Origin of the sequence: Mitsuokella sp. UBA4253 (genome assembly GCF_002395285.1) — a bacterium.
GTDB classification, from domain to species: Bacteria; Bacillota; Negativicutes; order Selenomonadales; family Selenomonadaceae; genus Mitsuokella; species Mitsuokella jalaludinii.
On the sequence record NZ_DGWR01000015.1, the window covers coordinates 112,797 to 133,666 of the forward strand.

Consider the following 20,870-nt stretch of genomic DNA (forward strand, 5'->3'; position numbering starts at 1 on the left):
TGTATTTCTGTCAGTTCCGTATGTATCCCGTCCGCTCAGAACTGCTTGACGAGGCGCAGCCACGCCGTGCTCGTGATGTCCTTGCCGAGGCTCTCGGAGTAGTGGCAGCCGAGCGGCGTGGCCCAGTCGAATTTGCCGTACCAGTCGCGCGACTTCTGGTAGATGAGGCCGAGGCCTGCGCCTGCGAGGTCCTTCGTGCCGTCCCCCATGATGCGGCCCGCATCGACGAAGGCGGTGGCCGTCAGGCCCGAGTGCCCGAGGATGCGACGCAGCTCCACGGTGCCCAGGAGGCCGCTCCGGCCGCCCGCCTCGCCCTGCACAAAAGCGCGCACGGCGTCGGCGCCGCTGATGTAGAACTGCTCAGAGGAATCCAGCGGCGTCCAGCCGTACTGGCCGCTCATCGAGAGATGCAGCTGCCAGTCGCGGTCGATGTCGTGGATGTAGTAGAGGTCTGCGAGCGACTTGTGGTAATTGCCGACGGCATCCGGTGCCGAGTAGTTGTTGCGGCGGATTGAGAGGTCGCCTGCGACATGGCCGACGGTCCACGAGAAGGAGTTGCGGCCGTCGCGGCAGTAGCCGTAGAGGTCGCCCTCGATGCTGTTGGACGCCTTCTCGGTGCCGTACGTCCCCGAGAGGATGTAGTCGTGGATGTCGCGGTGGCGCACGTTGACAGAGTAGAACAGCGACTGCGCGTAAGTGCGGCGGACCGGGATGGCGACGCCGAGCTCATACGTATTCGTCAGGCCGTCGGCATTGAGGTAGTCGTACTGGCCGCCGAGCACGTAGTTCATCTGGCCCGCCGTCAGGTGAAGGCTCGCGCCGTCGCTGCCGACCGGCACGCTGTAGCGCATCTGGAAGTTGTGCAGGTCATCCGTACTCGTCATGCCCGACAGCGAGATCTGGTCGCCGACGTTCGTCAGGTTGTTGTAGTGGTACTCGATGCCGAAGCGGTTGCGGCCCGTCGACTTGCTGCCGTAGTTGTCGTACGACAGGTAGCTGCCCTCGCGCTCGAGGTCAAATACCTTGAGCATGAGGTCGGCCGAGCCGCGGCGCTTGCCCGGCTGCATGGAGGCCGTGACCTTGAGGCCCGGGATGTCGTTGAGCGCGAGCAGCGTCTTCTCGAGGTGCTGCGACTCGATGAGCTGGCCTGGGCGGATGCCCTTGACATAGGCAAGCAGACGGCTGTCGAGGAGCGCCGATGTATTGTCGATGTGCAAGTCGCCGATGCGCCCGATGATGACCTTGATCTTCAGGGTATTGCCTGTGATATCCTGTGCCGGCACATAGGCGACAGCTGTCATATAGCCCTTGCGGCGCAGGCTCGCCGTGACCTTCGCTGCGAGCGCCTGCATCTCCTGAAAGTCCATTTCCCGGCCGAGATACGGCTGCATCTCGTCCTTCAGGACGCTTCCCACATCGAGTTCGGAACAGATGTAGTCGATGCGGTCGATGCGCGCCGCGAGCTCCTTGCTGCCCTGCTGCACCGCCGGGATCTTCGTGTCGATCTCGGGCTTTGCCTGCTGCGGCGTGATGCGGCGCTCCGGCTCGAGCTCATTGAGGATGCGGCCAGAGTCCGGCATGCCCTTGATGTTCAAGGTCGACGGATCCGGGGCGGCCGAGGCCGTCCATGGCAGCCCCAGCAACAGTGCCAGCGGAACGCCGAGCTTCCACATCGGATTGCTTCTCCTGTCTCTGTTGTCTCTATGTTCGCGCGTCTTCTTCATAGTCTTCATAGGTTCCCCATCCCATCGTATCGTGACGATATTCCCCGCCTCAAGCTGAGAATCCGCATTTTATCCGTATCACTTTTATTATAGCACAAATCGTTTTACCAAGAAAAATGCATCGTGAACGGTACAAATAAAAAACATCCATTCATCGAAATGAACGAGGGATTCATTCGGATGAATGGATGTCTGTGCAGTGCTGACAACTCAGGCTGTGCGGCGCGCGAAGCGGTAGCCGACGCCGCGGACGGTCTCGATGGCGTCGCTGACGGCGGGGGCGCCTTTGAGCTTGGCGCGCAGGTGGCGGATGTGGACGTCGACGGTGCGGGTGTCGCCGTAGTACTCATAGCCCCAGATGCGCTCGAGCAGTTCGTCGCGCGTGAAGGCGCGGCCGGGGTTCGTCACGAGCAGCTTTAAGAGCTCGTATTCCTTCGGGGTCAGGGCGATGGGATTGTCGTGGAGCCATGCCTGGTACGAGGAGAAGTCGAGGCGCAGGCCGCCGATCTTCAGCGTCTCCTCCCTCCCCTTCTCGCTCTGGCTGTCTTTGGCGGAGCGGCGCAAGACGGCCTTGACGCGCGCGAGCAGTTCGCGCATGGAGAAGGGCTTGACGACGTAGTCGTCGGCGCCGAGCTCGAGGCCGAGCACGCGGTCGATCTCCTCGGCCTTGGCGGTCAGCATGATGATGGGGATGCCGCTCGTCTGCGGGTCGGCCTTGAGACGGCGGCAGACTTCGAGGCCATCGACTTCGGGCAGCATGATGTCGAGCAGCACGAGGTCCATACCGGCGGCCTTGGCGAGGGCTTCGCGGCCGTCGGCAGCTGTCTCGACGCTGTAGCCGTTCTTCTTGAGGTTGAAGCTCAGGAGTTCACGGATGGAGGCTTCATCGTCTACGACGAGGATCTGCATGGTATCATCCTTTCTAGTTCATTTCTGGTTCATTCGGGTAGTCGGGTCTTTTCTGGGAGGCAGCTGTCAAAAAAGCGGCAGTCCCCTCTTCGGGGATGCTGCCGCATCTGCTCAGTAAAAATGCTCGGTCAGGTCGATGAGGTTGTCGCGGACCTGGCGCAGGAAGTCCCAGCGGTTGACGTTCTCCGCGCCGACGGAGAAGCAGACGCCGTCCTTCGTCCAGTAGGCGACGAAGGCGGATTCGCTGACTTCGGCCAGCTGGACTTCGGTGCTCCCGATGGTCATCGTCTGCCAGTCGGCGCCGTAGACGCCGCTCAGGGTCTCGGCCGTCATCTCGGACGGGGCAGCCACGGCCGTGCGCACGGTGAACTGGGCGCGCTTCTCGGGCGCACCGTAGCGCGAGGTATAGCGGAGGTCTGCGACCGTGCCGCCGATGAGGAAGCGCTGCTGCAATTCGAGGCCGGAGCTCAGCGGGAAGTAGAGCGGATGGACGCCGAGAGCCTCGGTCAGCTCGCCGTAGCTTGCGGCGGGGACCATCGGGTTGGGCATGCCGACGGCTGACTGCGCGGCCGCACTGTCGTCTGTGGCCTGCACCGGCGTGGCGGCCATCTGCGCGGCTTCGCTCGCGGCATCGGCAAAGCTCGTGGCGGGAGCGAGGAAAATGGCACCGGCAGCAGCCAGCGCCATGAGATTATGATGAAGATGCATGAAAATTCCTCCCATGTCATGAAGTCGGGTGTCTGGAGTCAAGAAATGAGGGAAAGGCACACGTCTTTCCCTCATCTCATTATAATACAGATAGCGCTACAAATCCAGTTGCACCGAACGGAAGCCAGAAATCGGCGGCGCATCACGGTTCATCCTGCGGTAGCGCATTCTCGTATTCCTGCATTTCCTGGTCCGCGGCCGCTCTGACTCCAGGCCAGACGCTGTTGACGTAGGCGCCCATCAGGGCCTTGCCATTGGCATCGGGGTGAAGGCCGTCGAGGGCGTACTGGGTCGGCAGCAGGCCGTCCTGGGTCGGGATGGCGGCCGCCATGTCGATGTAGGTGTGCGTGCGGATGTAGGCGTTGACCGCGTCGAAGCGCTCCTGCCAGTCGTCGGCCGTCGGCTCCTCAAAGACGTGGTCGATGTTCTCGGGATTGATGGCCGGCAGTGTCACGAGGATCGGGCAGATGCCGTTTTCCAGGCAGCGCTGGCGCATGGCCTCGAGGTCGGCGATGACGGCGTCCGTGTCCTCCCCTGCCCGCAGGCTGTTGCTGCCCGTCATGATGATGAGATAGCGCGGGTGAAAGGGCAGGACATCGCGGTCAAAGCGCTCCACGGTCATGCCGCTCGTGTCGCCGCTCTGCGAGAGATTGATGGCGGGAAAGTCGAGGTAGTGGAGCCAGCTGAACGAGAAGACGGCCGGGCTGTAGGAGAAGTGGCCGCCGCCGTGGCTGATGCTGTCCCCGAGTACGGCGACCTGCCAGTCGTCGGCGGGATCCGTGCGGAAGGAACGCACGCGCGACCACTGCCCCATGGGATTGCCCTCGCCGTCAAACGAGCGCACGCGCCAGTAAAAGGGCGCGGGCCCGTAATGGGCCTGCGGGTCGTAGATCTCGGCCATGTCGCTCGTGAGCGTCTCAATCGGCACGGCATCGGGTTCCGCTTCGGGGTTCACCGCGTAGATGGCGACTTCGTAGCTTGCGGCCGTGGTCTGGCCGATCCAGGTGTAGACGGGGTAAAGAAGCGTCTCCCCTCGCCTGCCGCCATACTCTGCCGTCAGCACGGGCGCATCCATCGGCGGCAGGTCCGGCGAGGTGTAGAGCACGGCAAGGTCGCTGTACGGCGTGTAGGGCGTGCCGTTGAAGTCGAGGGCGCGCACGCGCCAGTAGACGGGCTCGGTCTTGGAGCCGAGCTGGTCTGCCGCAAATTCGCGCAATGGCGCGTTGTAGGCGTTCTGGTAGATGCTGCGCGTGCGGAAGACGGATTCATCGGAGTTCTTGGCGGGCGACAGATGCCCGGGTTTCTTGGTAAAGAATTCGATCTCGTACATGACGGCCTCATCGTCCGTGTCCCAGGTCAGTATCGGCGAGTACGAGAGCGGCGTCTCGGGCGTCGTCATACTGAGACCCGCGGGCGGCGGCGTCAGGAGATGCGAGGACGCCTCATGGCGCGGCGTCAAGAGGAGCGCCGTGAGCACGATGACAAGGCACGAAAAGCCGAGGATGGCCGCGAAGAGATGGCGGCGGCTATGGTGATGGAGATTCTTCATGAGAGCTCCCCCCTTTCTTGTGGTAACTGTTGCATCACAGATTGCATTATAGCATAGAATTGTCCTATAATAGAAGAAAATTCACGGTATACATGAATGTACATCAGGATGAGGATGAAGTATGCGAGCAAAGAAGAATTTCCTGCTGGTCAAGAATCAGCGCATCGAGCAAAACGAGCGCCTCTCGGAGAAGGCGAAGGCGCGCCTTGGGAAGTCGAAGGCGGACAATACGCTCAAGGCGTACTGTGCGGACTGGAGTGACTTCTCGGACTGGTGCCGCTATCACGGCGAGCGCGATCTGCCGGCGCGGCCGGAGACGATCGTCAACTACCTCAACGACCTCGCGGATGATGCGAAGGCGAACACGGTGGCGCGGCGCGTGACGGCTATCTCGGAGAACCACATGGCGGCAGGTTACACGGGCAAGAACAATCCGGCAAAGGACGCGCTCGTGCGGACGGCGATGGAGGCGATCCGGCGCGAGAAGGGCACGTTCCAGCAGGGCAAGGCGCCGATCCTGATGGAGACGCTCTACGTGCTGGCGGACTGCTTCGGCGACGACATCGTCTCGCTGCGCGACAGGGCGCTGATCTTCCTCGGCTTTGCGGGGGCGTTCCGCCGCTCGGAGCTCGTGGCGATACAGGTGGAGCATCTGACGTTCACGACGCAGGGGCTCGTGATCCTCGTGCCGCAGTCGAAGAGCGACCAGCTCGGGCGCGGCACGGAGATCGCGGTGCCATATGCGCCCGACCCGGAGGTCTGCGCCGTGCGGGCGGTGCGGGCCTGGCTGCAGGCGGCGGACATCCACACGGGTCCCCTCTTCCGGCCGTTCACGCGCAGCCATACGCTCAGGGACTCGCAGCTGACGGACAAGTCGGTGGCGCTGATCGTGAAGAAGTACGCAGCGCTTGCGGGGTTCAACCCGGCGAGCTTTGCGGGGCACAGCCTGCGCCGGGGCTTCGCGACGAGTGCGGCGCAGCACGATGTGGATGCGCTGACGATCATGCGGCAGACGCGGCATCATTCGGAGAAGATGGTGCACCGGTATATTGAGCAGGGCAATATCTTCAAGGAGAATCCGCTCAACAAGATGTACAAGAAGTGAGTGCGGGGCTTGGTAAAGGGCGAAGGCATGCATTCCGGCTTCGTCGCTCCGTTGAATGAGCCCCATGCGACGGATGACGTATCTAGGTATTTCGCCGCCTGACGCGGCGTTCTGGCATCGCTGTTTCTAGGTGCGGCGGCTCGGGGCTCAGCCTGCGGCGGTCACTTCGCTCCTGCAGGCGGAATGCATGCCCTCGCCCAAAGTTTATGCCTGCAAATGAGATCCGGCTTCGTCGCTCTGTTAAATGAGCCCCATGCGACGGATGACGTATCTAGGTATTTCGCCGCCTGACGCGGCGTTCTGGCATCGCTGTTTCTAGGTATGACAGCTCGGGGCTCAGCCTGCGGCGGTCACTTCGCTCCTGCAGGCGGAATGCATGCCCTCGCCCAAAGTTTATGTCTGCAAATGAGATCCGGCTTCGTCGCTCTGTTAAATGAGCCCCATGCCGCAGATGACGTATCTGGGTATTTCGCCGCCTGACGCGGCGTTCTGGCATCGCTGTTTCTAGGTGCGCCGGCTCGGGGCTCAGCCTGCGGCGGTCACTTCGCTCCTGCAGGCGGAATGCATGCCCTCGCCCCGAAGCGGATGTCTGCGGACTGAGCTTCTGCGTGGCGCGGCCGATTGCTTCGCTCCGGCCTTAGGTTTTGGGATTGTTGCTTGTACAAAAAAGGCTTCCCCTCTCATTTGAGATGGGAAGCCTTTTTATTGCGCGCTTAGAGCACGGCTTTGTGGCTGAGGTTGATGCGGCCTTTGTCATCGATCTCGACGACTTTGACCTGGAGCTGGTCGCCGACCTGGACGACGTCTTCGACTTTCTCGACGCGGTGGTTGGCGAGCTGGGAGATGTGGCAGAGGCCTTCTTTGCCTGGCAGGACTTCGACGAAGGCGCCGAATTTCATCAGGCGGGTGACGCGGCCGGTGTAGACTTCTCCGACTTCGACTTCGCGGACGATGTCTTCGATCATCTTCTTGGCTTTCTTCATGCCTTCGGCGTCGCTGGAGGTGATGAAGATGTTGCCGTCTTCGTGGATGTCGATGTCGACGCCGGTCTCGTCAATGATCTTCTTGACGACTTTGCCGCCGGTGCCGATGACGTCGCGGATCTTGTCGACCTTGATCTTGATCGTCTCGACGCGCGGTGCGTACGGGGAGAGCTCGGCGGCCGGCTTGTCGATGCACTCGAGCATCTTGCCGAGGATGAAGGCGCGGCCGCGCTTGGCCTGCTGGAGGGCGGAGGACAGGACCTCGCGGGAGAGGCCGTCGACTTTGATGTCCATCTGGATGGCGGTGATGCCTTCCGTCGTACCAGCCACCTTGAAGTCCATGTCGCCGAGGGCGTCTTCCATGCCCTGGATATCGGTCAGGATCGTGTACTTATCCCCTTCTTTGACGAGGCCCATGGCGACACCGGAGACGGGGCGCTTGATGGGCACGCCGGCGTTCATCAGCGAGAGCGTGCTGCCGCAGACGGAGCCCATGGAGCTCGAGCCGTTGGACTCGAGGACCTCGGAGACGAGGCGGATGGTGTACGGGAACTCCTCGATGGAGGGGATGACGGGCACGAGGGCGCGCTCGGCAAGGGCGCCGTGGCCGATCTCGCGGCGGCCGGGGCTGCGCATCGGGCGGGCTTCGCCGACGCTGTAGCCCGGGAAGTTGTAGTGATGGATGTAGTGCTTCGTCGTCTCAGGTCCGAGGCCGTCGATGATCTGCTCGTCGCCGAGAGAGCCGAGCGTCGTGACCGTGAGGATCTGGGTCTGGCCACGCGTGAAGAGGCCGGAGCCATGCGTGCGCGGCAGCAGTCCGACTTCGCACGAGACGGGGCGCACTTCTTCGACTTCGCGGCCGTCCGGGCGGATCTTCTCGTGGGTGATCATGTGACGCACGACGGACTTCTCGAGGTCGTGGATGGCGATGGCAATCTCTTTATCCATCTCCGGGTAGAGCTCGAGGAAGTGCTCCATCGTGTCGGTCGTGACCTCGGCGATATGGGCGTCGCGGTCGAGCTTGTCCGGGTTGCGGACAGCGGCGTCGAGGCTGTCCTTCGCGTAGTCGCGGATGGCCTCCTCCATCTCCTGCGGGACGAGGAAGAGCTTCGGCTCGCTCTTCTCTTTGCCGCAGTCGGCCTGGATGCCCTGCTGGAATTCGACGAGGCGCTTGATCTCCTCATGGCCGAACAGGATGGCGTCGAGGATGACGTCCTCCGGCAGCTCGTTGGCGCCGGCCTCGACCATCATGACGGCGTCGTGGGAGCCGGCGACGGTGAGGTTCAGCGTCGATACCTTGCGCTGCTCTTCCGTCGGGTTGATGACGAATTCATCGTTGACGCGGCCGACGCGCACGCCCGCAATCGGTCCCATGAACGGGATGTCGGAGACAGTCAGGGCGCACGATGCGCCGATCATGGCGGCGAGTTCCGGTGCGTTGTCCTGCTCGACGGAGAGGACAGTCGCGACAATCTGGACGTCGTTGCGGAAGCCCTTCGGGAACAGCGGGCGGATCGGGCGGTCAATCAGGCGAGCGCAGAGGATGGCATCGCTCGACGGGCGGCCCTCACGCTTGATGAAGCCCCCCGGGATCTTGCCGGCTGCATACATCTTCTCTTCGTAGTCGACCGTCAGCGGGAAGAAGTCCACGCCTTCGCGCGGCTCAGCCGATGCCGTGGCCGTGACGAGCACGACCGTGTCGCCGTAGCGCACGAGCACGGCGCCGTTGGCCTGCTTCGCGAGCTGTCCGTTCTCGATGACGAGCGGGCGGCCTGCGAGTTCCATCTCAAAGCGATTCATAAAAACCTCCTTGTATCTCTACTTCATTCGTATCTCTTGTTCTATGCTTATTTTTCCAGAAAAAAAAGCGGGATTGCTCCCGCTTTCCGCTTCAGGATCGCTCGCCAGCAATCAGCGCTCAACCGTGGAACGCAGACCAAGCTTTGCGATAATCAAACGATAACGCTCAATATCCGTCTTGTAGAGGTAGCTGAGCAGACGACGGCGATGGCCGACCATCTTCAGCAGACCGCGACGGGAATGATGATCCTTCTTGTGCTGCTTGAGGTGCTCCGTCAGATAGTCGATACGTGCGGAGAGGACAGCGATCTGTACTTCCGGCGAACCCGTATCACCCTCGTGAACGGCATACTTCTGCATGATTTCCTGTTTTGCTTCCTGAGTCAGCATGTTGGTAATTCCTCCTGTATCATGTAACAATCTCCATCAGCCAAGAATACGTCGGAGTTCTTCGCAATCTGGGCTGAGGTCTGCCATTTGGCACTTTCAATAGTATATCACAGCCATCAAGCGCTTGTAAAGCAATGACGCCAGATTTCTTTGGCCCGCTCGCGGTCCCTGTGCATCTGCGCGACAAGAGTCGCGACTGAATCGAACTTCTCTTCATCGCGTATCTTCTGCAGGAAGCGCACTTCGAGCAGCTTGTCGTAGATGTCCTTGGAAAAGTCCTGGATGTTGACCTCGATGCGGCGGTTGCAGCCCGGGAAGGTCGGGTTGTTGCCGATGTTGGCGAGTGCAGCGTAGTCGCAGTCGCCGTAGTGGGCTGTCGCGGCATAGACGCCGTTGGGCAACATGACTTGGGCGTCGGGGATGGCGAGGTTCGCCGTCGGAAAGCCCAGCGTGCGGCCGCGCTTGTCGCCGTGGATGACGCGGTCGAGCACAGTGAAGGGCCGGCCGAGGCACTCCTCTGCCGCCGCGAGGTCACCGCCCGCAATCAGGCCGCGGATGCGCGTGCTGCTGACGGGGCGGCCGCCGAGCTGGACGGCCGGGCAAATCTCGGCGCGGAAGCCGTAGTCGCCCGCCACGCGCTGCAGCATGCGGTGCGTGCCCTTGCCGCGGCTGCCGAAGGTGTAATTCGGCCCCGTCACGAGGATGTGCGGCGCAAAGGAGTCGCGCAGGAGCGCGAGAAAGTCCTCCGGCGTGCGGCGCGCGAGGTCCTTCGTGAACGGGATGGCCATGAGGATGTCGACGCCGAGTTCCTCGATGAGCTGGCGGCGCAGTGCATTGTTGCTGATCTGCGGCGGCACGGCCTGCGGCGCGAGGACGGCAAGCGGATGGTTGCTGAAGGTGAAGACCATGCTCTCGCCGCCAATCTCATGCGCGAGGTCGACCGCGCGCTTTATGATGCTGCGGTGGCCGCGGTGGACGCCGTCAAACATGCCGAGCGCGATGACGAGGCGCGGGTGGTCCTGTCGCAGCGTGGTGAGTCTGGAATAGAATTGCATCGCTTGTTCCCCTCTCATGGTTTTGCCGCCGACTCGCGGTGGATGACCTTGGCCGGGATGACCTCCTGGCTCGCCCGGTCGTAGCGGCCGATGCCGAGGAAGCGGCCCCCGCAGTAGACGCGCAGCGTGTCGGTCTCCGGCACGCGCTGCCGCTCGCCCGTGCCGAGGCCGTTGCAGAAGGCCTTCTCGCGGCGCGGGTCGAGGTCGTAGCGCTCGAGGTGACTCAAAAAGTGCGCGGGCTCCAGGACGGCGCACTCCCCCGCCCCGGCGAGCTCTTCGAGCGTCAGCGCATCAGCGAGCGCAAAGTCGCCGACGCGGCTGCGCACGAGGAAGCTCATCGTCGCCGGCAGGCCGAGCGCCGCCCCGATGTCGAGGCAGAGGCTCCTGATGTAGGTGCCCTTCGAGCACTGGACATCGAGGAGCACCTTGTGCGCCTCCGGCTGATAGGCGACGAGGTCAAGCGAATGGATCATGACCTCGCGCGAGGGGACCTCGACCTCCTTGCCCTCGCGCAGCAGGTCACAGGCGCGCTTGCCGCCGATCTTGATGGCGGAGTGTGCCGGGGGCGTCTGGCGGATGCGGCCCGTGAAGCCTGCGAGGACATGCTCGATGGCTTCCTGCGAGGGCATCATGAAGTCCGTGACCTCCTCCGTGATTTTCCCCGTATCGTCGCCGCTGTCCGTCGCAAAGCCGAAGGTCAGCTCGGCGCGATACGTCTTATCGGCGAGCTCGAGGTATTCGATGAGCCGGGCGGCCTGCCCTACCGCAACCGGCAGGACGCCCGCCGCGGCGGGGTCGAGCGTGCCGGCATGGCCGACGCGCTTCATGCGGAGCACCTTGCGCACGGCGCCGATGACGTCGTGCGAGGACATGCCGGGCGGCTTGAGGATGTTGAGGAATCCGTCCATCATTTCGCCCCCTGGCAGTGGTAAGCGCGGATGGCCTGCGAGATGGCCTCGCAGATCGTGCGCTTGGCTTCCTCAAAGCTCATCAGGAGCGTGCAGCCGGCCGCGCGCGTGTGGCCGCCGCCGCCGAACTGCACGGCAATGGCGCTGACGTCGAGCCCCTTGGAGCGCATGCTGACGCGGCAGATGCCCTCCTCCTTCGTCTTGAGCACGACGGCGATGTCGACGCCTTCAATGACGCGGATCATGCCGATGAAGGACTCTGTCGACTTCATGCGCGCCGTCGTCTCGGCGTTGAGGAAGATGCCGGCCGCATGGCCGTCGGCGAAGAGCTCGGCGCGCTCGATGGCCTCGCCGATGTCGCGGACAGTCTGGTATGGCTTCTGCTCGAGCGCCTCTGAGATGACGTTCGGCTCGACGCCGTGGTCTAAGAGCTCCGCCGCCGCGCGCATCGTGTGCGATGTCGTGTTCGAGAAACGGAAGAAGCCCGAGTCCGTCGCGAGGCCCGTGTAGATGCACATGGCCATCGCCTTGTCGAGGTGGACGGGGAGCTCGTGCATGAGGTCGTAGATGATCTCCGCCGTCGCCGCGCGCGTCGGCGCGATGTAACTGTATTCTGCCGAGCCGTCGTTCGTCTGATGATGATCGATATTGAGGAGGTGCTCCGCATGGACTGCCTTGAGCACATCGCCCGTGCGGTCCGTGGCCGTGTCGAGCACGACGAGGAGGTCGGCCTCTACGGGTCTCTCCACCTCCGGCCTGCCAATAATATCATATCCCGGCAGCACCGAAAAGATGGCCGGGATATCATCATCGAGCAGAACGAGAGCTTCCTTGCCGAGCGAGCGCAGGATGTGCATGAGGCCGAGCGAGGACCCGATGGCGTCGCCGTCGGGGTTCTGGTGGGCCGTGATGACAATCCGCTGAGCGCTGGCCAGGATGGCTGCTGTTTCACTCAATGTCACTATCATGTCAATGTTCTTCTTTCTTGTCGTCTTCGATCTCTGTCGACTCTGTCGAATCGTTCTTCGCCTTGTCCTCGGCCTCGATCTTCAGCAGCAGCTCTTGGATGTGCGCGCTGTAATCGAGGGACTTGTCCACGACGAAGGAAAGCTCAGGCGTGAAGCGCAGGCGGATACGCTTGCCGATCTCGCGGCGGATGAAGCCGAGCGAACTCTGCAGTCCTGCCCAGCAGTCCTTGACCTGCTGTTCACTGCCCATGAGGCTCACGTAGACCTTGGCCTCGCGCAAATCGCCCGTACACTCGACGGATGTGACCGTCACGAACCCGATGCGCGGGTCCTTGAGCTCGCGCAGGATGATCTTTGAGATCTCCTGCTTCATGAGCTCCTGGACCTTCTCTACCCGGAGCTGGCTCATGGCATTCCCTCCTTTATGTCTAGTATGTCTATGTCTGTTGCGTATGTTGATTGTTGGTCGTTATCGCTTGTCGCGCCTCGCGATGTGCTTCGTGAAGCTCAGTCCTTCTCGGCGTCTTTTGCCTTGGCGGCAGCAGCCTTGGCCTGCTCTTCGCGCTTCTTGGCAGCAGCCTTGTTGGCATCGGCGATCGTCGTCGCGATCTCTTCCATCGTGTAGGCCTCGATGATGTCGCCTTCCTTGAAGTCGCGGAAGTCGACAATGGAGATGCCGCACTCGTAGCCTGCGTTGACTTCCTTGACCTCATCCTTGAAGCGGCGCAGCGAGTCGATCTCGCCATCGAAGATCTCGATGTTGTCGCGGATGATGCGGATCTTGGAGTTGTTGCAGATCTTGCCTTCGAGCACGTAGGAACCGGCGACGAGCGCCTTCGAGAACTTCATGACCTGGCGGATCTCGACGCGGCCCTGGACGACTTCCTTGTACTTCGGCTTGAGCATGCCGCTCATCGCATCCTTGACGTCGTTGATGGCGTCGTAGATGACGCGGTACGTGCGGATATCGATGTTCTCCGTGTCGGCGAGCTTGCGCGCGTTGGCATCCGGGCGGACGTTGAAGGCGATGATCAGCGCGTTCGAAGCCGATGCCAGCATGACATCCGACTCGTTGACGGCGCCGACGCCCGAATGGACGATGGAGACGCGGACCTCATCGTTCTTGTTGAGCTTGAGGAGCGAGCTCGAGAGCGCCTCGACAGAACCCTGTACATCGGCCTTGATGACGATGTTGAGGTCCTTGATATCGCCTTCCTGGATCTGGTGGAAGAGGTCGTCGAGCGAGACTTTCTTGCTCTTGATGAGGTTGTTGCGCTGGCGCTCGATGCGGGCCTCGGCAATGGAGCGGGCCTGCTTCTCCTCGAGCACGGCGAGGATGTCGCCGGCTTCCGGCACATCGTTGAGGCCGAGGATCTCGACTGGTACGGACGGGCCGGCCTTCTTGACGTTCTCGCCGCGGTCGTTGACCATGGCGCGGACCTTGCCGTACGTCGTGCCGCAGACGACAGAGTCGCCGATGCGCAGCGTGCCGTTCTGGACGAGGACGGTTGCGACCGGGCCGCGGCCCTTGTCGAGCTTGGCCTCGACGATGACGCCGCGCGCATCGCGGTTCGGGTTGGCCTTGAGCTCCTTGACCTCTGCGACGAGCAGGACCATCTCCAGGAGGTCATCGATGCCGATCTGCTTCTTGGCCGAGACAGGGACCATGATCGTGTCTCCGCCGTATTCCTCCGGCACGAGGCCCTGCTCCATGAGCTCCTGCTTGACGCGGTCCGGATTGGCACCCGGTTTATCGATCTTGTTGATGGCGACGATGATCGGCACGCCTGCCGATTTCGCGTGGTGGATGGCCTCGATCGTCTGCGGCATGACGCCGTCGTCAGCAGCGACGACGAGGATGGCGATATCCGTAATCTGGGCGCCGCGCGCACGCATGGCCGTGAAGGCCTCATGGCCCGGCGTGTCGAGGAAGACGATCTTCTTGCCCTTGCAGTTGACCTGGTAGGCACCGATGTGCTGCGTGATGCCGCCGGCCTCGTGCGTCTGGACATGCGTATTGCGGATGCAGTCGAGCAGCGACGTCTTACCGTGGTCGACATGGCCCATGACCGTGACGACAGGCGGGCGGAGCTTCAGCGACTTCGGATCATCCTCGATTTCCGGGATCTCCGTCGGGTCTACCTCTGGCGGCAGCTCTTCGCACGTCACGCCGAATTCGGAAGCCACGAGGGCGGCCGTATCAAAGTCGATTTCCTGGTTGATCGTCGCCATGACGCCCATCATGAAGAGCTTCTTGACGACTTCAGCGGCCGTGTAGCTCATCTTGGACGCGAGGTCCTTGACGGCGATCGTCTCCGGCAGCTTGATGTGCTTCGGATGCGCGATCTCGACCTTCGGCGCCTGCTGGCCGCCGCGCTTGTTGTTGCGGCCGCGGCGGTTATTGCGGTCGTTGCGATTGCCGCCGAAGCGGTTCGTGCGGTCGTTACGGCCGCCGCGCTCATTGCGGCTGCCGCCGTTGCGGCGGTCGTTGCGGTTGCCGCCGCGGTTATTGCTGCCGCCGCCATTGCCGTTGCGGTTGCCGCCGTTATTGCTATTGCCGCCATTCGTGTGGCTCGAGCGGTTGCTGCTCGACGCTGCCGCGCGGCTGTTGCCATGGCTGCCCGCGTTGCCGCTGTTGCTATTGTTGCGGCCGGCATCGCTGCGGCGGTCATGGCGGCTGTTATTGCCGTTATTGCCGCTGTTGCTATTACTGCCGCCGTGGTTCGGCTTGGCGGCCTGCGGCTTCTCGGCGCGCTTCTCCGCCGGCTTTGCGGCCGGCTTCTGAGCAGGCTGAGAGGCCGGTGCCTTTGCCTGCGGCTTGGCGCCCTTATTGTTCAGCGAATTCTTGATGGCCGTGCGCTCTTCTTCGCCGACGCTCGAGAAATTATTGGCAGCCTTGAACTTGTTGCGCTTGAGGATATCCAGAATGACTTTGCTATCCGTGTTGAACTCTTTGGCGAGCTCGTAAACTCTGTATTTGGACATTGATCCACCCCCGGTTATTATTTCATACTCATGGCTCCTTCATCAACTCGCGCAGCTTCTTCGCAAAGCCTTGGTCCGTCAAGGCTGCGACAGCGCGGTACTCCTTGCCGAGGCAGTGGCCGAGCGTCTCCCGGTCAAGCCCCTCAAGGCAGGGAACCTTGTATCGATCCGCTAGGATCGCGTAATCTTTCTTTGTTTCATCTGAGGCATCCGCGGCCACGAGGACGAGTACGGCCTCGCGGCTCTTGAGAGCCTGCTCCACAGCGAAGGCGCCGGATACGATCCGGCGCGCCCGCTGGGCCATGCTCAAAAGATTCGTGATACGCTCTTCTCTGGTATGCGCCATGACTCAGCCCTCAGCCTCATCCTCGAACAATTCGCGCTCGAGGAGATCGTAGACGGCCGCGTCAATCGGCGACTTGAAGGAACGCTCGAGGCCATGACTCTTCTTGGCCTTGTCGAAGCATTCGCGCTTGTGGCAGATGTAGGCGCCGCGCCCAGGCTTCTTGCCCGTGAAATCCACGGAGAATTCGCCCTCGGGGCTGCGCACGATCCGCACCATTTCCTTTTTGGGACGGCTTTCCTGGCAGCCCAGGCACATCCGCTGCGGTATCTTCTTGATCTTCATCATGCAATCATTCAACCTCAGCCGTGAAGGACTCGTCCCCCGTGACTTCGACTTCATTCATGTTGGCATCGAGCTCTTCGTCAGCAGCCTGCGACTCGCTCTTGATATCGATCTTCCAGCCCGTGAGCTTAGCGGCGAGGCGGGCGTTCTGCCCTTCCTTGCCGATTGCGAGAGAGAGCTGGTAGTCCGGCACGACGACGCGCGAGACTTTCTCCGTCTCATTGACAGCGACGGAGACGACCTTGGCCGGGCTCAGCGCATTGGCGATGAACTTGGCCGGATTCTCGCTCCACTTGACGATATCAATCTTCTCGCTGCCGAGCTCATCGACGATCGACTGGACGCGCAGGCCGCGGTGGCCGACGCAGGAGCCGACCGGGTCGACGTTCTCGTCCTTCGAGTAGACAGCGATCTTCGAGCGGTTGCCCGGCTCGCGGGCGACCGACTTGATCTCGACGATGCCCTCCTGGATCTCCGGCACCTCGAGTTCGAAGAGGCGTTTGAGGAGGCCCGGATGCGTGCGCGAAACGACGATCTGCGGTCCCTTGTTCGTCTTCTTGACCTCGACGACGTATGCCTTGATGCGGTCGCCGTGCGCGTACGTCTCCGTCGGGATCTGCTCAGCCGGCGTCAGCACGGCTTCCGTCTTGCCGAGGTCGATGTAGACGTTGTGGTTCTCGACGCGCTCGACGAGGCCCGTCAGGATGTCACCCTCGCGGCTCATGAACTCCTCGTAGATGATGCCGCGCTCTGCCTCGCGGATGCGCTGGACGACGACCTGCTTCGCCGTCTGAGCGGCGATGCGGCCGAAGTTCGCCGGCGTCACCTCGATCTCGATGACGTCGCCTACCTCGTAGTCCGGCTTGATCGTGCGGGCCTGAGCCAGCGAGATCTCCGTGATCTCGTCCTCCGGGTCCTCGACGACCGTCTTGATCGCGTAGACATGATAGTGACCCGTCTCTCTGGAAAGCGTGACGCGGACATTCTGCGCCGAGCCAAAGTTGCGCTTGTAAGCCGAGATCAGGGCAGCCTCGATGGCCTCGAAGAGGACCTCTTCATCGATGCCTTTCTCCTTGCCGAGCTCTTTGAGCGTCATCAGGAATTCCTGACCATTGTCCTTCGCTTTCGTCGTTTTTCTTGCCAAAATGATATCCTCCCAAATGAACGGGGGAATGCCCCCTTTTTTTGCTGTATCAGATGCTTGCGCCGTCAGAAGTCGATATGCAGGCGGACCTGTGCGATATCCGCTAGCGCAATCTTCGCCGCGCCGTCGAGCTCGATGGCATCGCCGTCAAAGCCCGTGAGCTCGCCCACGAGGAGCTTCTTGCCCTCGCGCGGCGCGTAGAGCGTCACGTCGACTTTCTTGCCCTGCTCGCGCACGAAGTCGCGCGGCTTGCGCAGGACGCGGTCGATACCCGGCGAGGACACCTCCAGAATGTACGAATCCGGCACAACATCGCCCTTGTCAAGCTCCGCTTCGAGTTTCTCGCTCAGGGCCTGACAATCCTCGATATCGATGCCGCCTTCCTTATCGATGTAGACGCGCAGATACCAATCGTGCTCCTTGACATACTCGACATCGACGAGCTCAATGACGTCCTGATCCTTCAGGAGCTCCTGCACGATTGCCTCCACGGCATCTTCAACCTGCTGCTTTGCCATACATCCACCTCCAGATTTCTGCTTGTGCTTCACGGTGACCCTGTCATCCGTGTCTTTCTCGCATAAGATTAAAGAGTGGGCTCGCACCCACTCTTCACTAAACAACCTTAAATTAACTATTTCATCTTAACACAAAAGACAAGGCTTGTAAATGGTATCTGAAAAAAAGTCACGGCATTGTTGTGCTCTGCTTCTTCCGATGCGTGCGGCGCCAGATGAAATAGAGCACGGCGTTGAAGAAGATGATGGCCGTGCAGCAGATGCCGTACATGAAAGCGTAGCCAAACTGGGCGGCGACGAAGCTCAGGAGAACGGCGGCGAGGCCGACGCTGATGTCGAGCGACCAAAAGTAGGTGGCCGTCGCGACGCCGGCGCGCGCGGCGGGCGCACTCTCGACGGCGAGCGTCTGGAAGGCCGGCGAGAGCGCGCCGAAGCCGATGCCGAGCACGGCGGCCGAGACGAGCAGGCCCGCCGTCGTCCCGACCTGGCTGAAGAGCAGCATGCCGGCGGCGAAGCAGGCAAAACCCGGATAGACCGTCCAGTCGGGGCCCTTCTCGTCGAAGAGGCGGCCGATGACGGGGCGCGTCAGGATGATGACGAAGGCAAAGACGACGAAGAACAGGCTCGTCTCAGCCTGAAGGCCGAGGCTCTTGGCGTAGAGCGGGATGAAGGTCAGGATGCCGCCGTAGGCGAAGAAGACCATGCCGCCTAGAAGTGCCGGCGCGAGCGAGCGCCGCTCGATGAAGTCCGAGAGATGGAAGCCCTTCTTCTGGCGCCTGGCCGGGCGGACGACCTCATCAGGCAGCCGGCGCGCATTGGCCGCGAGGAAGGTCAGCGCCGCGAGCGCCGTCAAAAAGGCAAACAGCGCTATGCTGCCGAAATTGCCGATGAGCACGAGGCCGATGAGCGGGCCGACGACCATCGCGAGGTTCGTCGAGAGCGCGAAGTAGCCGATGCCCTCGCCCTTGCGCGAGGCCGGCAGCACGAGCGCAGCCATCGCCGCCGCAGCCGTCGTCGCGAGCGCGAAGATGCAGCCGTGCAGGAAGCGCAGCGCATAGATGGCCTGCTCGGAGTGCAGCCAGTTGAAGGCGAGCATGACGAGGAAGAACGCGATCGTTGCGGCGCGCATCAGGCGCTGCTTGTTGACCGCGTCGATGATGCGCCCGGCCAGCGGGCGGCAGCTCACCGCACCGATCTGGAAGGCCGTCATCGCGAGGCCCGCCTCCATGTCGCCGCCGCCCAGGGTCTCCATGATGAATATCGGCAGCGACGCCACCATGATGTACTGGGACATGAACAGGAAGAGATTGCTTCCCCCCATCCCCAGGAACTCCGGCGTCCATAACTTCTCTCTCTGCATATGATCTTCCTTTCCGAAATCATGCCATACAATGTGCAGCGGCAGCTTTGCGCCGCGGTCAGAGCCTTGCCTCGATCTTGCGCAGCATGCGGCGCAGGTCCTCCTGCTCCGCCTCGCTGAGCGCCCCGAGGAAATCGAAGTTCTTGTGCTCGTCGAGCTCGGTGAGCCGCGCGACGAGCGCTCTGCCCCGCTCCGTCGTCCGCAGCATCATGTGGCGCATGTCATCCGGATTGGGCGTGCGGTCGATGAAGCCCTTGTCATCGAGATGCGTGACGAGCGCCTTGACCGTGTTCTGGTTCTTCTCGATCTTCTCGGCGAGCGCCTTCTGGCATAACGGTTCATATTCTGCAATCGTCTTGAGCGCCACCCACTGCTCCACCGTGATGCCATACGCCTTGAACACCTCGTCGACCGCATAGTGAATCTTGCGCGCCACGCGGCTGATCATGTACCCGATCGTATTGTCCAAAATCATGCCATATCCTTCCTTTCTCGTTCTCTTACATTCCGCCTATTATAGTACGGCCTCGTACAATTGTCAAACAGAGCGCCCTCGCCCTGTCAAACCGATCGATTTTTGTATATAATAGAAGCAGACTGGAGGATGATACAATGGATATCTGCAAGACATACACGGCCGCCGCATCGCGTTACGAGGCGATGGCTTATCCGCACTGCGGCAGGAGCGGGCTGCGCCTGCCGCGCGTTGCGCTGGGACTCTGGCACAACTTCGGCGACACAGCAGACTACACTACGATGAAGTCGCTCTGCTGCACGGCGTTTGACCACGGCATCACGTACTTTGACCTCGCCAACAACTACGGGCCGACCTACGGCAGTGCCGAGCGGAACTTCGGCCGCCTCATGGACGACCTCTTCCGCCCCTACCGCGATGAACTCGTCATCGCGACGAAGGCCGGCTACGACATGTGGCCCGGCCCCTACGGTAACTGGGGCAGCCGCAAGTACCTGATCGCGAGCCTCGACCAGAGCCTCAGGCGCATGCACCTCGACTACGTCGACATCTTCTACCACCACCGCATGGATCCCGAGACGCCGCTCGAAGAGACGATGGGCGCGCTCGCGCAGATTGTCAGGAGCGGCAAGGCGCTCTACGTCGGCCTCTCGAATTACGACGGCCCGACGCTCCTGCGCGCTGCGACCATCCTGCACGAGATGCACGTGCCGCTCATCGTCAACCAGAACCGCTACTCCATCTTCGACCGCACGATCGAGAAGAACGGCCTCAAGAACACGTCGGCCGACCTCGGCCTCGGCATCGTCGCCTTCAGCCCGCTCTGCCAGGGCCTCCTGACCGACCGCTACCTGAGCGGCATTCCCGAGGACAGCCGCATCCGCCGCGACGGCCGCTTCCTCAAGGAGAAGTCCCTGACGCCCGAGAAGCTGCAGGCCATCCGCGCGCTGAGCAAGCTCGCCGAAGAGCGCGGCCAGACGCTCGCCGAGATGGCCCTCGCCTGGGACCTCAAGGACGCGGATGTCACCACCGTCCTCATCGGCGCCTCCAAGCCCGAGCAGATCCTCGACAACATCAAGGCCATCGAAAACACCCACTTCACCGCTGAAGAGCGGCAGGAAATCGACGCCATCTCCCTGGCCCCCGGCGTCCAGGGACTCGTGCGCTGAGTCTTTCCCGCACACAAAAACCGCTTCGCAGCAAGATCGCTGCGAAGCGGTTTTCTGTCAGTCCCAGACGATCTTCATCAGCTCTGGATAATGGTCCTCGAGCTCCTGCAGGAGGACGCGGAACATGGCGTAGACGAGGTCGCCGTCAATCTTCTCTTCGCCGCAGAGGATGCAGGTGTCGAGCACGACGTTCTCTTCGTCGTCGATGTAGTACTTGCATGTCTTGTACTTCTTGTTGTAGCGGTTGAGCGTCTCGAGCAGTTCCTCGCGGTTCTGGCTACGCACGGCGCGCGGCACGACGAGGATGCGGATCATCGCGTAGATGCTCGTGTCGAGGATGACGACGAGCGGCAGCCGGTTGCCGCGGACCTCCGCAAACGACCGGAAGGCCACCGTCTCGTAGTTGTCATCGGGGATCTCCTCGATCGTGAAGGCCAGCGGCCGCGTCTTTTCAACGTATGCTTTGAATTCTTCTGCTTTCTTGTTCATGAT

Annotated in this window: 20 protein-coding genes; 2 read left to right on the forward strand and 18 right to left on the reverse strand. The window is 61.9% G+C overall.

The window, feature by feature from the left end:
* Positions 1–35 precede the first annotated feature (35 nt).
* The 4 genes from B2X55_RS07795 to B2X55_RS07810 all read right to left on the reverse strand — a co-directional run bounded on the left by B2X55_RS07795 (position 36) and on the right by B2X55_RS07810 (position 4,890).
* Positions 36–1,733, reverse strand: a complete 1,698-nt coding sequence (locus tag B2X55_RS07795) for a ShlB/FhaC/HecB family hemolysin secretion/activation protein (RefSeq protein WP_286821612.1) — start codon at positions 1,731–1,733, stop codon at positions 36–38.
* 201 nt (positions 1,734–1,934) lie between these two features.
* Positions 1,935–2,633 carry a winged helix-turn-helix domain-containing protein gene (locus B2X55_RS07800; protein WP_286821613.1) on the reverse strand — a complete coding sequence of 233 codons (699 nt, stop codon included), beginning with the start codon at positions 2,631–2,633 and terminating at the stop codon, positions 1,935–1,937.
* A 111-nt stretch (positions 2,634–2,744) separates the two neighbouring features.
* Complete coding sequence (locus tag B2X55_RS07805) at positions 2,745–3,341, reverse strand: hypothetical protein (protein WP_286821614.1); 597 nt, start codon at positions 3,339–3,341, stop codon at positions 2,745–2,747.
* Between the two features lie 142 nt (positions 3,342–3,483).
* Entirely contained in the window at positions 3,484–4,890 is a 1,407-nt protein-coding gene (locus B2X55_RS07810) for a GDSL-type esterase/lipase family protein (protein WP_286821615.1), read from the reverse strand.
* A gap of 121 nt (positions 4,891–5,011) precedes the next feature.
* Between B2X55_RS07810 and B2X55_RS07815 the strand changes: the two genes are divergently transcribed.
* Complete coding sequence (locus tag B2X55_RS07815; protein WP_286821616.1) at positions 5,012–5,995, forward strand: site-specific integrase; 984 nt, start codon at positions 5,012–5,014, stop codon at positions 5,993–5,995.
* 713 nt (positions 5,996–6,708) lie between these two features.
* On the opposite strand, the gene B2X55_RS07820 is transcribed toward B2X55_RS07815, so the two are convergent.
* From B2X55_RS07820 to B2X55_RS07880, 13 genes are all read right to left on the reverse strand, one after another.
* The gene (locus B2X55_RS07820) at positions 6,709–8,778 is read right to left on the reverse strand and encodes a polyribonucleotide nucleotidyltransferase (RefSeq protein ID WP_286821617.1); all 2,070 of its coding nucleotides are present in this window, start codon (positions 8,776–8,778) and stop codon (positions 6,709–6,711) included.
* 111 nt (positions 8,779–8,889) lie between these two features.
* Positions 8,890–9,168: a 30S ribosomal protein S15 gene (gene rpsO, locus B2X55_RS07825; RefSeq protein ID WP_286821618.1), complete on the reverse strand. Its 279-nt coding sequence runs from the start codon at positions 9,166–9,168 to the stop codon at positions 8,890–8,892.
* Between the two features lie 116 nt (positions 9,169–9,284).
* Positions 9,285–10,223, reverse strand: coding sequence for a bifunctional riboflavin kinase/FAD synthetase (locus tag B2X55_RS07830; protein ID WP_286821619.1), 939 nt, complete (start codon positions 10,221–10,223; stop codon positions 9,285–9,287).
* A 14-nt stretch (positions 10,224–10,237) separates the two neighbouring features.
* Positions 10,238–11,131: a tRNA pseudouridine(55) synthase TruB gene (gene truB, locus B2X55_RS07835; protein WP_286821620.1), complete on the reverse strand. Its 894-nt coding sequence runs from the start codon at positions 11,129–11,131 to the stop codon at positions 10,238–10,240.
* A complete protein-coding gene (locus B2X55_RS07840) occupies positions 11,131–12,099 on the reverse strand; it encodes a DHH family phosphoesterase (RefSeq protein ID WP_036376545.1) in 969 nt (322 codons plus the stop codon). The genes truB and B2X55_RS07840 overlap by 1 nt, the downstream gene beginning before the upstream one ends.
* A 1-nt stretch (position 12,100) precedes the next feature.
* Positions 12,101–12,508: a 30S ribosome-binding factor RbfA gene (rbfA, locus tag B2X55_RS07845; protein ID WP_036376543.1), complete on the reverse strand. Its 408-nt coding sequence runs from the start codon at positions 12,506–12,508 to the stop codon at positions 12,101–12,103.
* Between the two features lie 98 nt (positions 12,509–12,606).
* Positions 12,607–15,084: a translation initiation factor IF-2 gene (gene infB / locus B2X55_RS07850; protein ID WP_286821621.1), complete on the reverse strand. Its 2,478-nt coding sequence runs from the start codon at positions 15,082–15,084 to the stop codon at positions 12,607–12,609.
* A gap of 28 nt (positions 15,085–15,112) precedes the next feature.
* Complete coding sequence (locus B2X55_RS07855; protein WP_036376537.1) at positions 15,113–15,430, reverse strand: L7Ae/L30e/S12e/Gadd45 family ribosomal protein; 318 nt, start codon at positions 15,428–15,430, stop codon at positions 15,113–15,115.
* Between the two features lie 3 nt (positions 15,431–15,433).
* Positions 15,434–15,715, reverse strand: a complete 282-nt coding sequence (gene rnpM, locus B2X55_RS07860; RefSeq protein ID WP_036376534.1) for an RNase P modulator RnpM — start codon at positions 15,713–15,715, stop codon at positions 15,434–15,436.
* A gap of 4 nt (positions 15,716–15,719) precedes the next feature.
* The gene (gene nusA, locus B2X55_RS07865) at positions 15,720–16,856 is read right to left on the reverse strand and encodes a transcription termination factor NusA (RefSeq protein ID WP_036376531.1); all 1,137 of its coding nucleotides are present in this window, start codon (positions 16,854–16,856) and stop codon (positions 15,720–15,722) included.
* A 65-nt stretch (positions 16,857–16,921) separates the two neighbouring features.
* A complete protein-coding gene (gene rimP / locus B2X55_RS07870) occupies positions 16,922–17,374 on the reverse strand; it encodes a ribosome maturation factor RimP (protein ID WP_286821623.1) in 453 nt (150 codons plus the stop codon).
* A gap of 169 nt (positions 17,375–17,543) precedes the next feature.
* Entirely contained in the window at positions 17,544–18,734 is a 1,191-nt protein-coding gene (locus B2X55_RS07875) for an MFS transporter (RefSeq protein ID WP_286821625.1), read from the reverse strand.
* A gap of 58 nt (positions 18,735–18,792) precedes the next feature.
* Positions 18,793–19,209, reverse strand: coding sequence for a MarR family winged helix-turn-helix transcriptional regulator (locus tag B2X55_RS07880; protein ID WP_055160748.1), 417 nt, complete (start codon positions 19,207–19,209; stop codon positions 18,793–18,795).
* A gap of 137 nt (positions 19,210–19,346) precedes the next feature.
* Between B2X55_RS07880 and B2X55_RS07885 the strand changes: the two genes are divergently transcribed.
* Positions 19,347–20,378: an aldo/keto reductase gene (locus B2X55_RS07885; RefSeq protein WP_286821627.1), complete on the forward strand. Its 1,032-nt coding sequence runs from the start codon at positions 19,347–19,349 to the stop codon at positions 20,376–20,378.
* A gap of 57 nt (positions 20,379–20,435) precedes the next feature.
* On the opposite strand, the gene B2X55_RS07890 is transcribed toward B2X55_RS07885, so the two are convergent.
* The gene (locus B2X55_RS07890) at positions 20,436–20,867 is read right to left on the reverse strand and encodes a YbjN domain-containing protein (RefSeq protein ID WP_036376517.1); all 432 of its coding nucleotides are present in this window, start codon (positions 20,865–20,867) and stop codon (positions 20,436–20,438) included.
* Positions 20,868–20,870: the final 3 nt, after the last annotated feature.

Bases quoted from the DNA above. Each gene is read 5' to 3' on its own strand.
- B2X55_RS07815 (WP_286821616.1), top strand. From the start codon at position 5,012: ATGCGAGCAAAGAAGAATTTCCTGCTGGTCAAGAATCAGCGCATCGAG.
- B2X55_RS07805 (WP_286821614.1), bottom strand. From the start codon at position 3,341: ATGCATCTTCATCATAATCTCATGGCGCTGGCTGCTGCCGGTGCCATT.
- B2X55_RS07800 (WP_286821613.1), bottom strand. From the start codon at position 2,633: ATGCAGATCCTCGTCGTAGACGATGAAGCCTCCATCCGTGAACTCCTG.
- B2X55_RS07875 (WP_286821625.1), bottom strand. From the start codon at position 18,734: ATGCAGAGAGAGAAGTTATGGACGCCGGAGTTCCTGGGGATGGGGGGA.
- rbfA (WP_036376543.1), bottom strand. From the start codon at position 12,508: ATGAGCCAGCTCCGGGTAGAGAAGGTCCAGGAGCTCATGAAGCAGGAG.
- B2X55_RS07880 (WP_055160748.1), bottom strand. From the start codon at position 19,209: ATGATTTTGGACAATACGATCGGGTACATGATCAGCCGCGTGGCGCGC.
- truB (WP_286821620.1), bottom strand. From the start codon at position 11,131: ATGGACGGATTCCTCAACATCCTCAAGCCGCCCGGCATGTCCTCGCAC.
- B2X55_RS07890 (WP_036376517.1), bottom strand. From the start codon at position 20,867: ATGAACAAGAAAGCAGAAGAATTCAAAGCATACGTTGAAAAGACGCGG.
- B2X55_RS07830 (WP_286821619.1), bottom strand. From the start codon at position 10,223: ATGCAATTCTATTCCAGACTCACCACGCTGCGACAGGACCACCCGCGC.
- B2X55_RS07820 (WP_286821617.1), bottom strand. From the start codon at position 8,778: ATGAATCGCTTTGAGATGGAACTCGCAGGCCGCCCGCTCGTCATCGAG.
- B2X55_RS07795 (WP_286821612.1), bottom strand. From the start codon at position 1,733: ATGAAGACTATGAAGAAGACGCGCGAACATAGAGACAACAGAGACAGG.
- B2X55_RS07840 (WP_036376545.1), bottom strand. From the start codon at position 12,099: ATGATAGTGACATTGAGTGAAACAGCAGCCATCCTGGCCAGCGCTCAG.
- B2X55_RS07810 (WP_286821615.1), bottom strand. From the start codon at position 4,890: ATGAAGAATCTCCATCACCATAGCCGCCGCCATCTCTTCGCGGCCATC.
- rpsO (WP_286821618.1), bottom strand. From the start codon at position 9,168: ATGCTGACTCAGGAAGCAAAACAGGAAATCATGCAGAAGTATGCCGTT.
- B2X55_RS07855 (WP_036376537.1), bottom strand. From the start codon at position 15,430: ATGGCGCATACCAGAGAAGAGCGTATCACGAATCTTTTGAGCATGGCC.
- rnpM (WP_036376534.1), bottom strand. From the start codon at position 15,715: ATGATGAAGATCAAGAAGATACCGCAGCGGATGTGCCTGGGCTGCCAG.
- rimP (WP_286821623.1), bottom strand. From the start codon at position 17,374: ATGGCAAAGCAGCAGGTTGAAGATGCCGTGGAGGCAATCGTGCAGGAG.
- infB (WP_286821621.1), bottom strand. From the start codon at position 15,084: ATGTCCAAATACAGAGTTTACGAGCTCGCCAAAGAGTTCAACACGGAT.
- B2X55_RS07885 (WP_286821627.1), top strand. From the start codon at position 19,347: ATGGATATCTGCAAGACATACACGGCCGCCGCATCGCGTTACGAGGCG.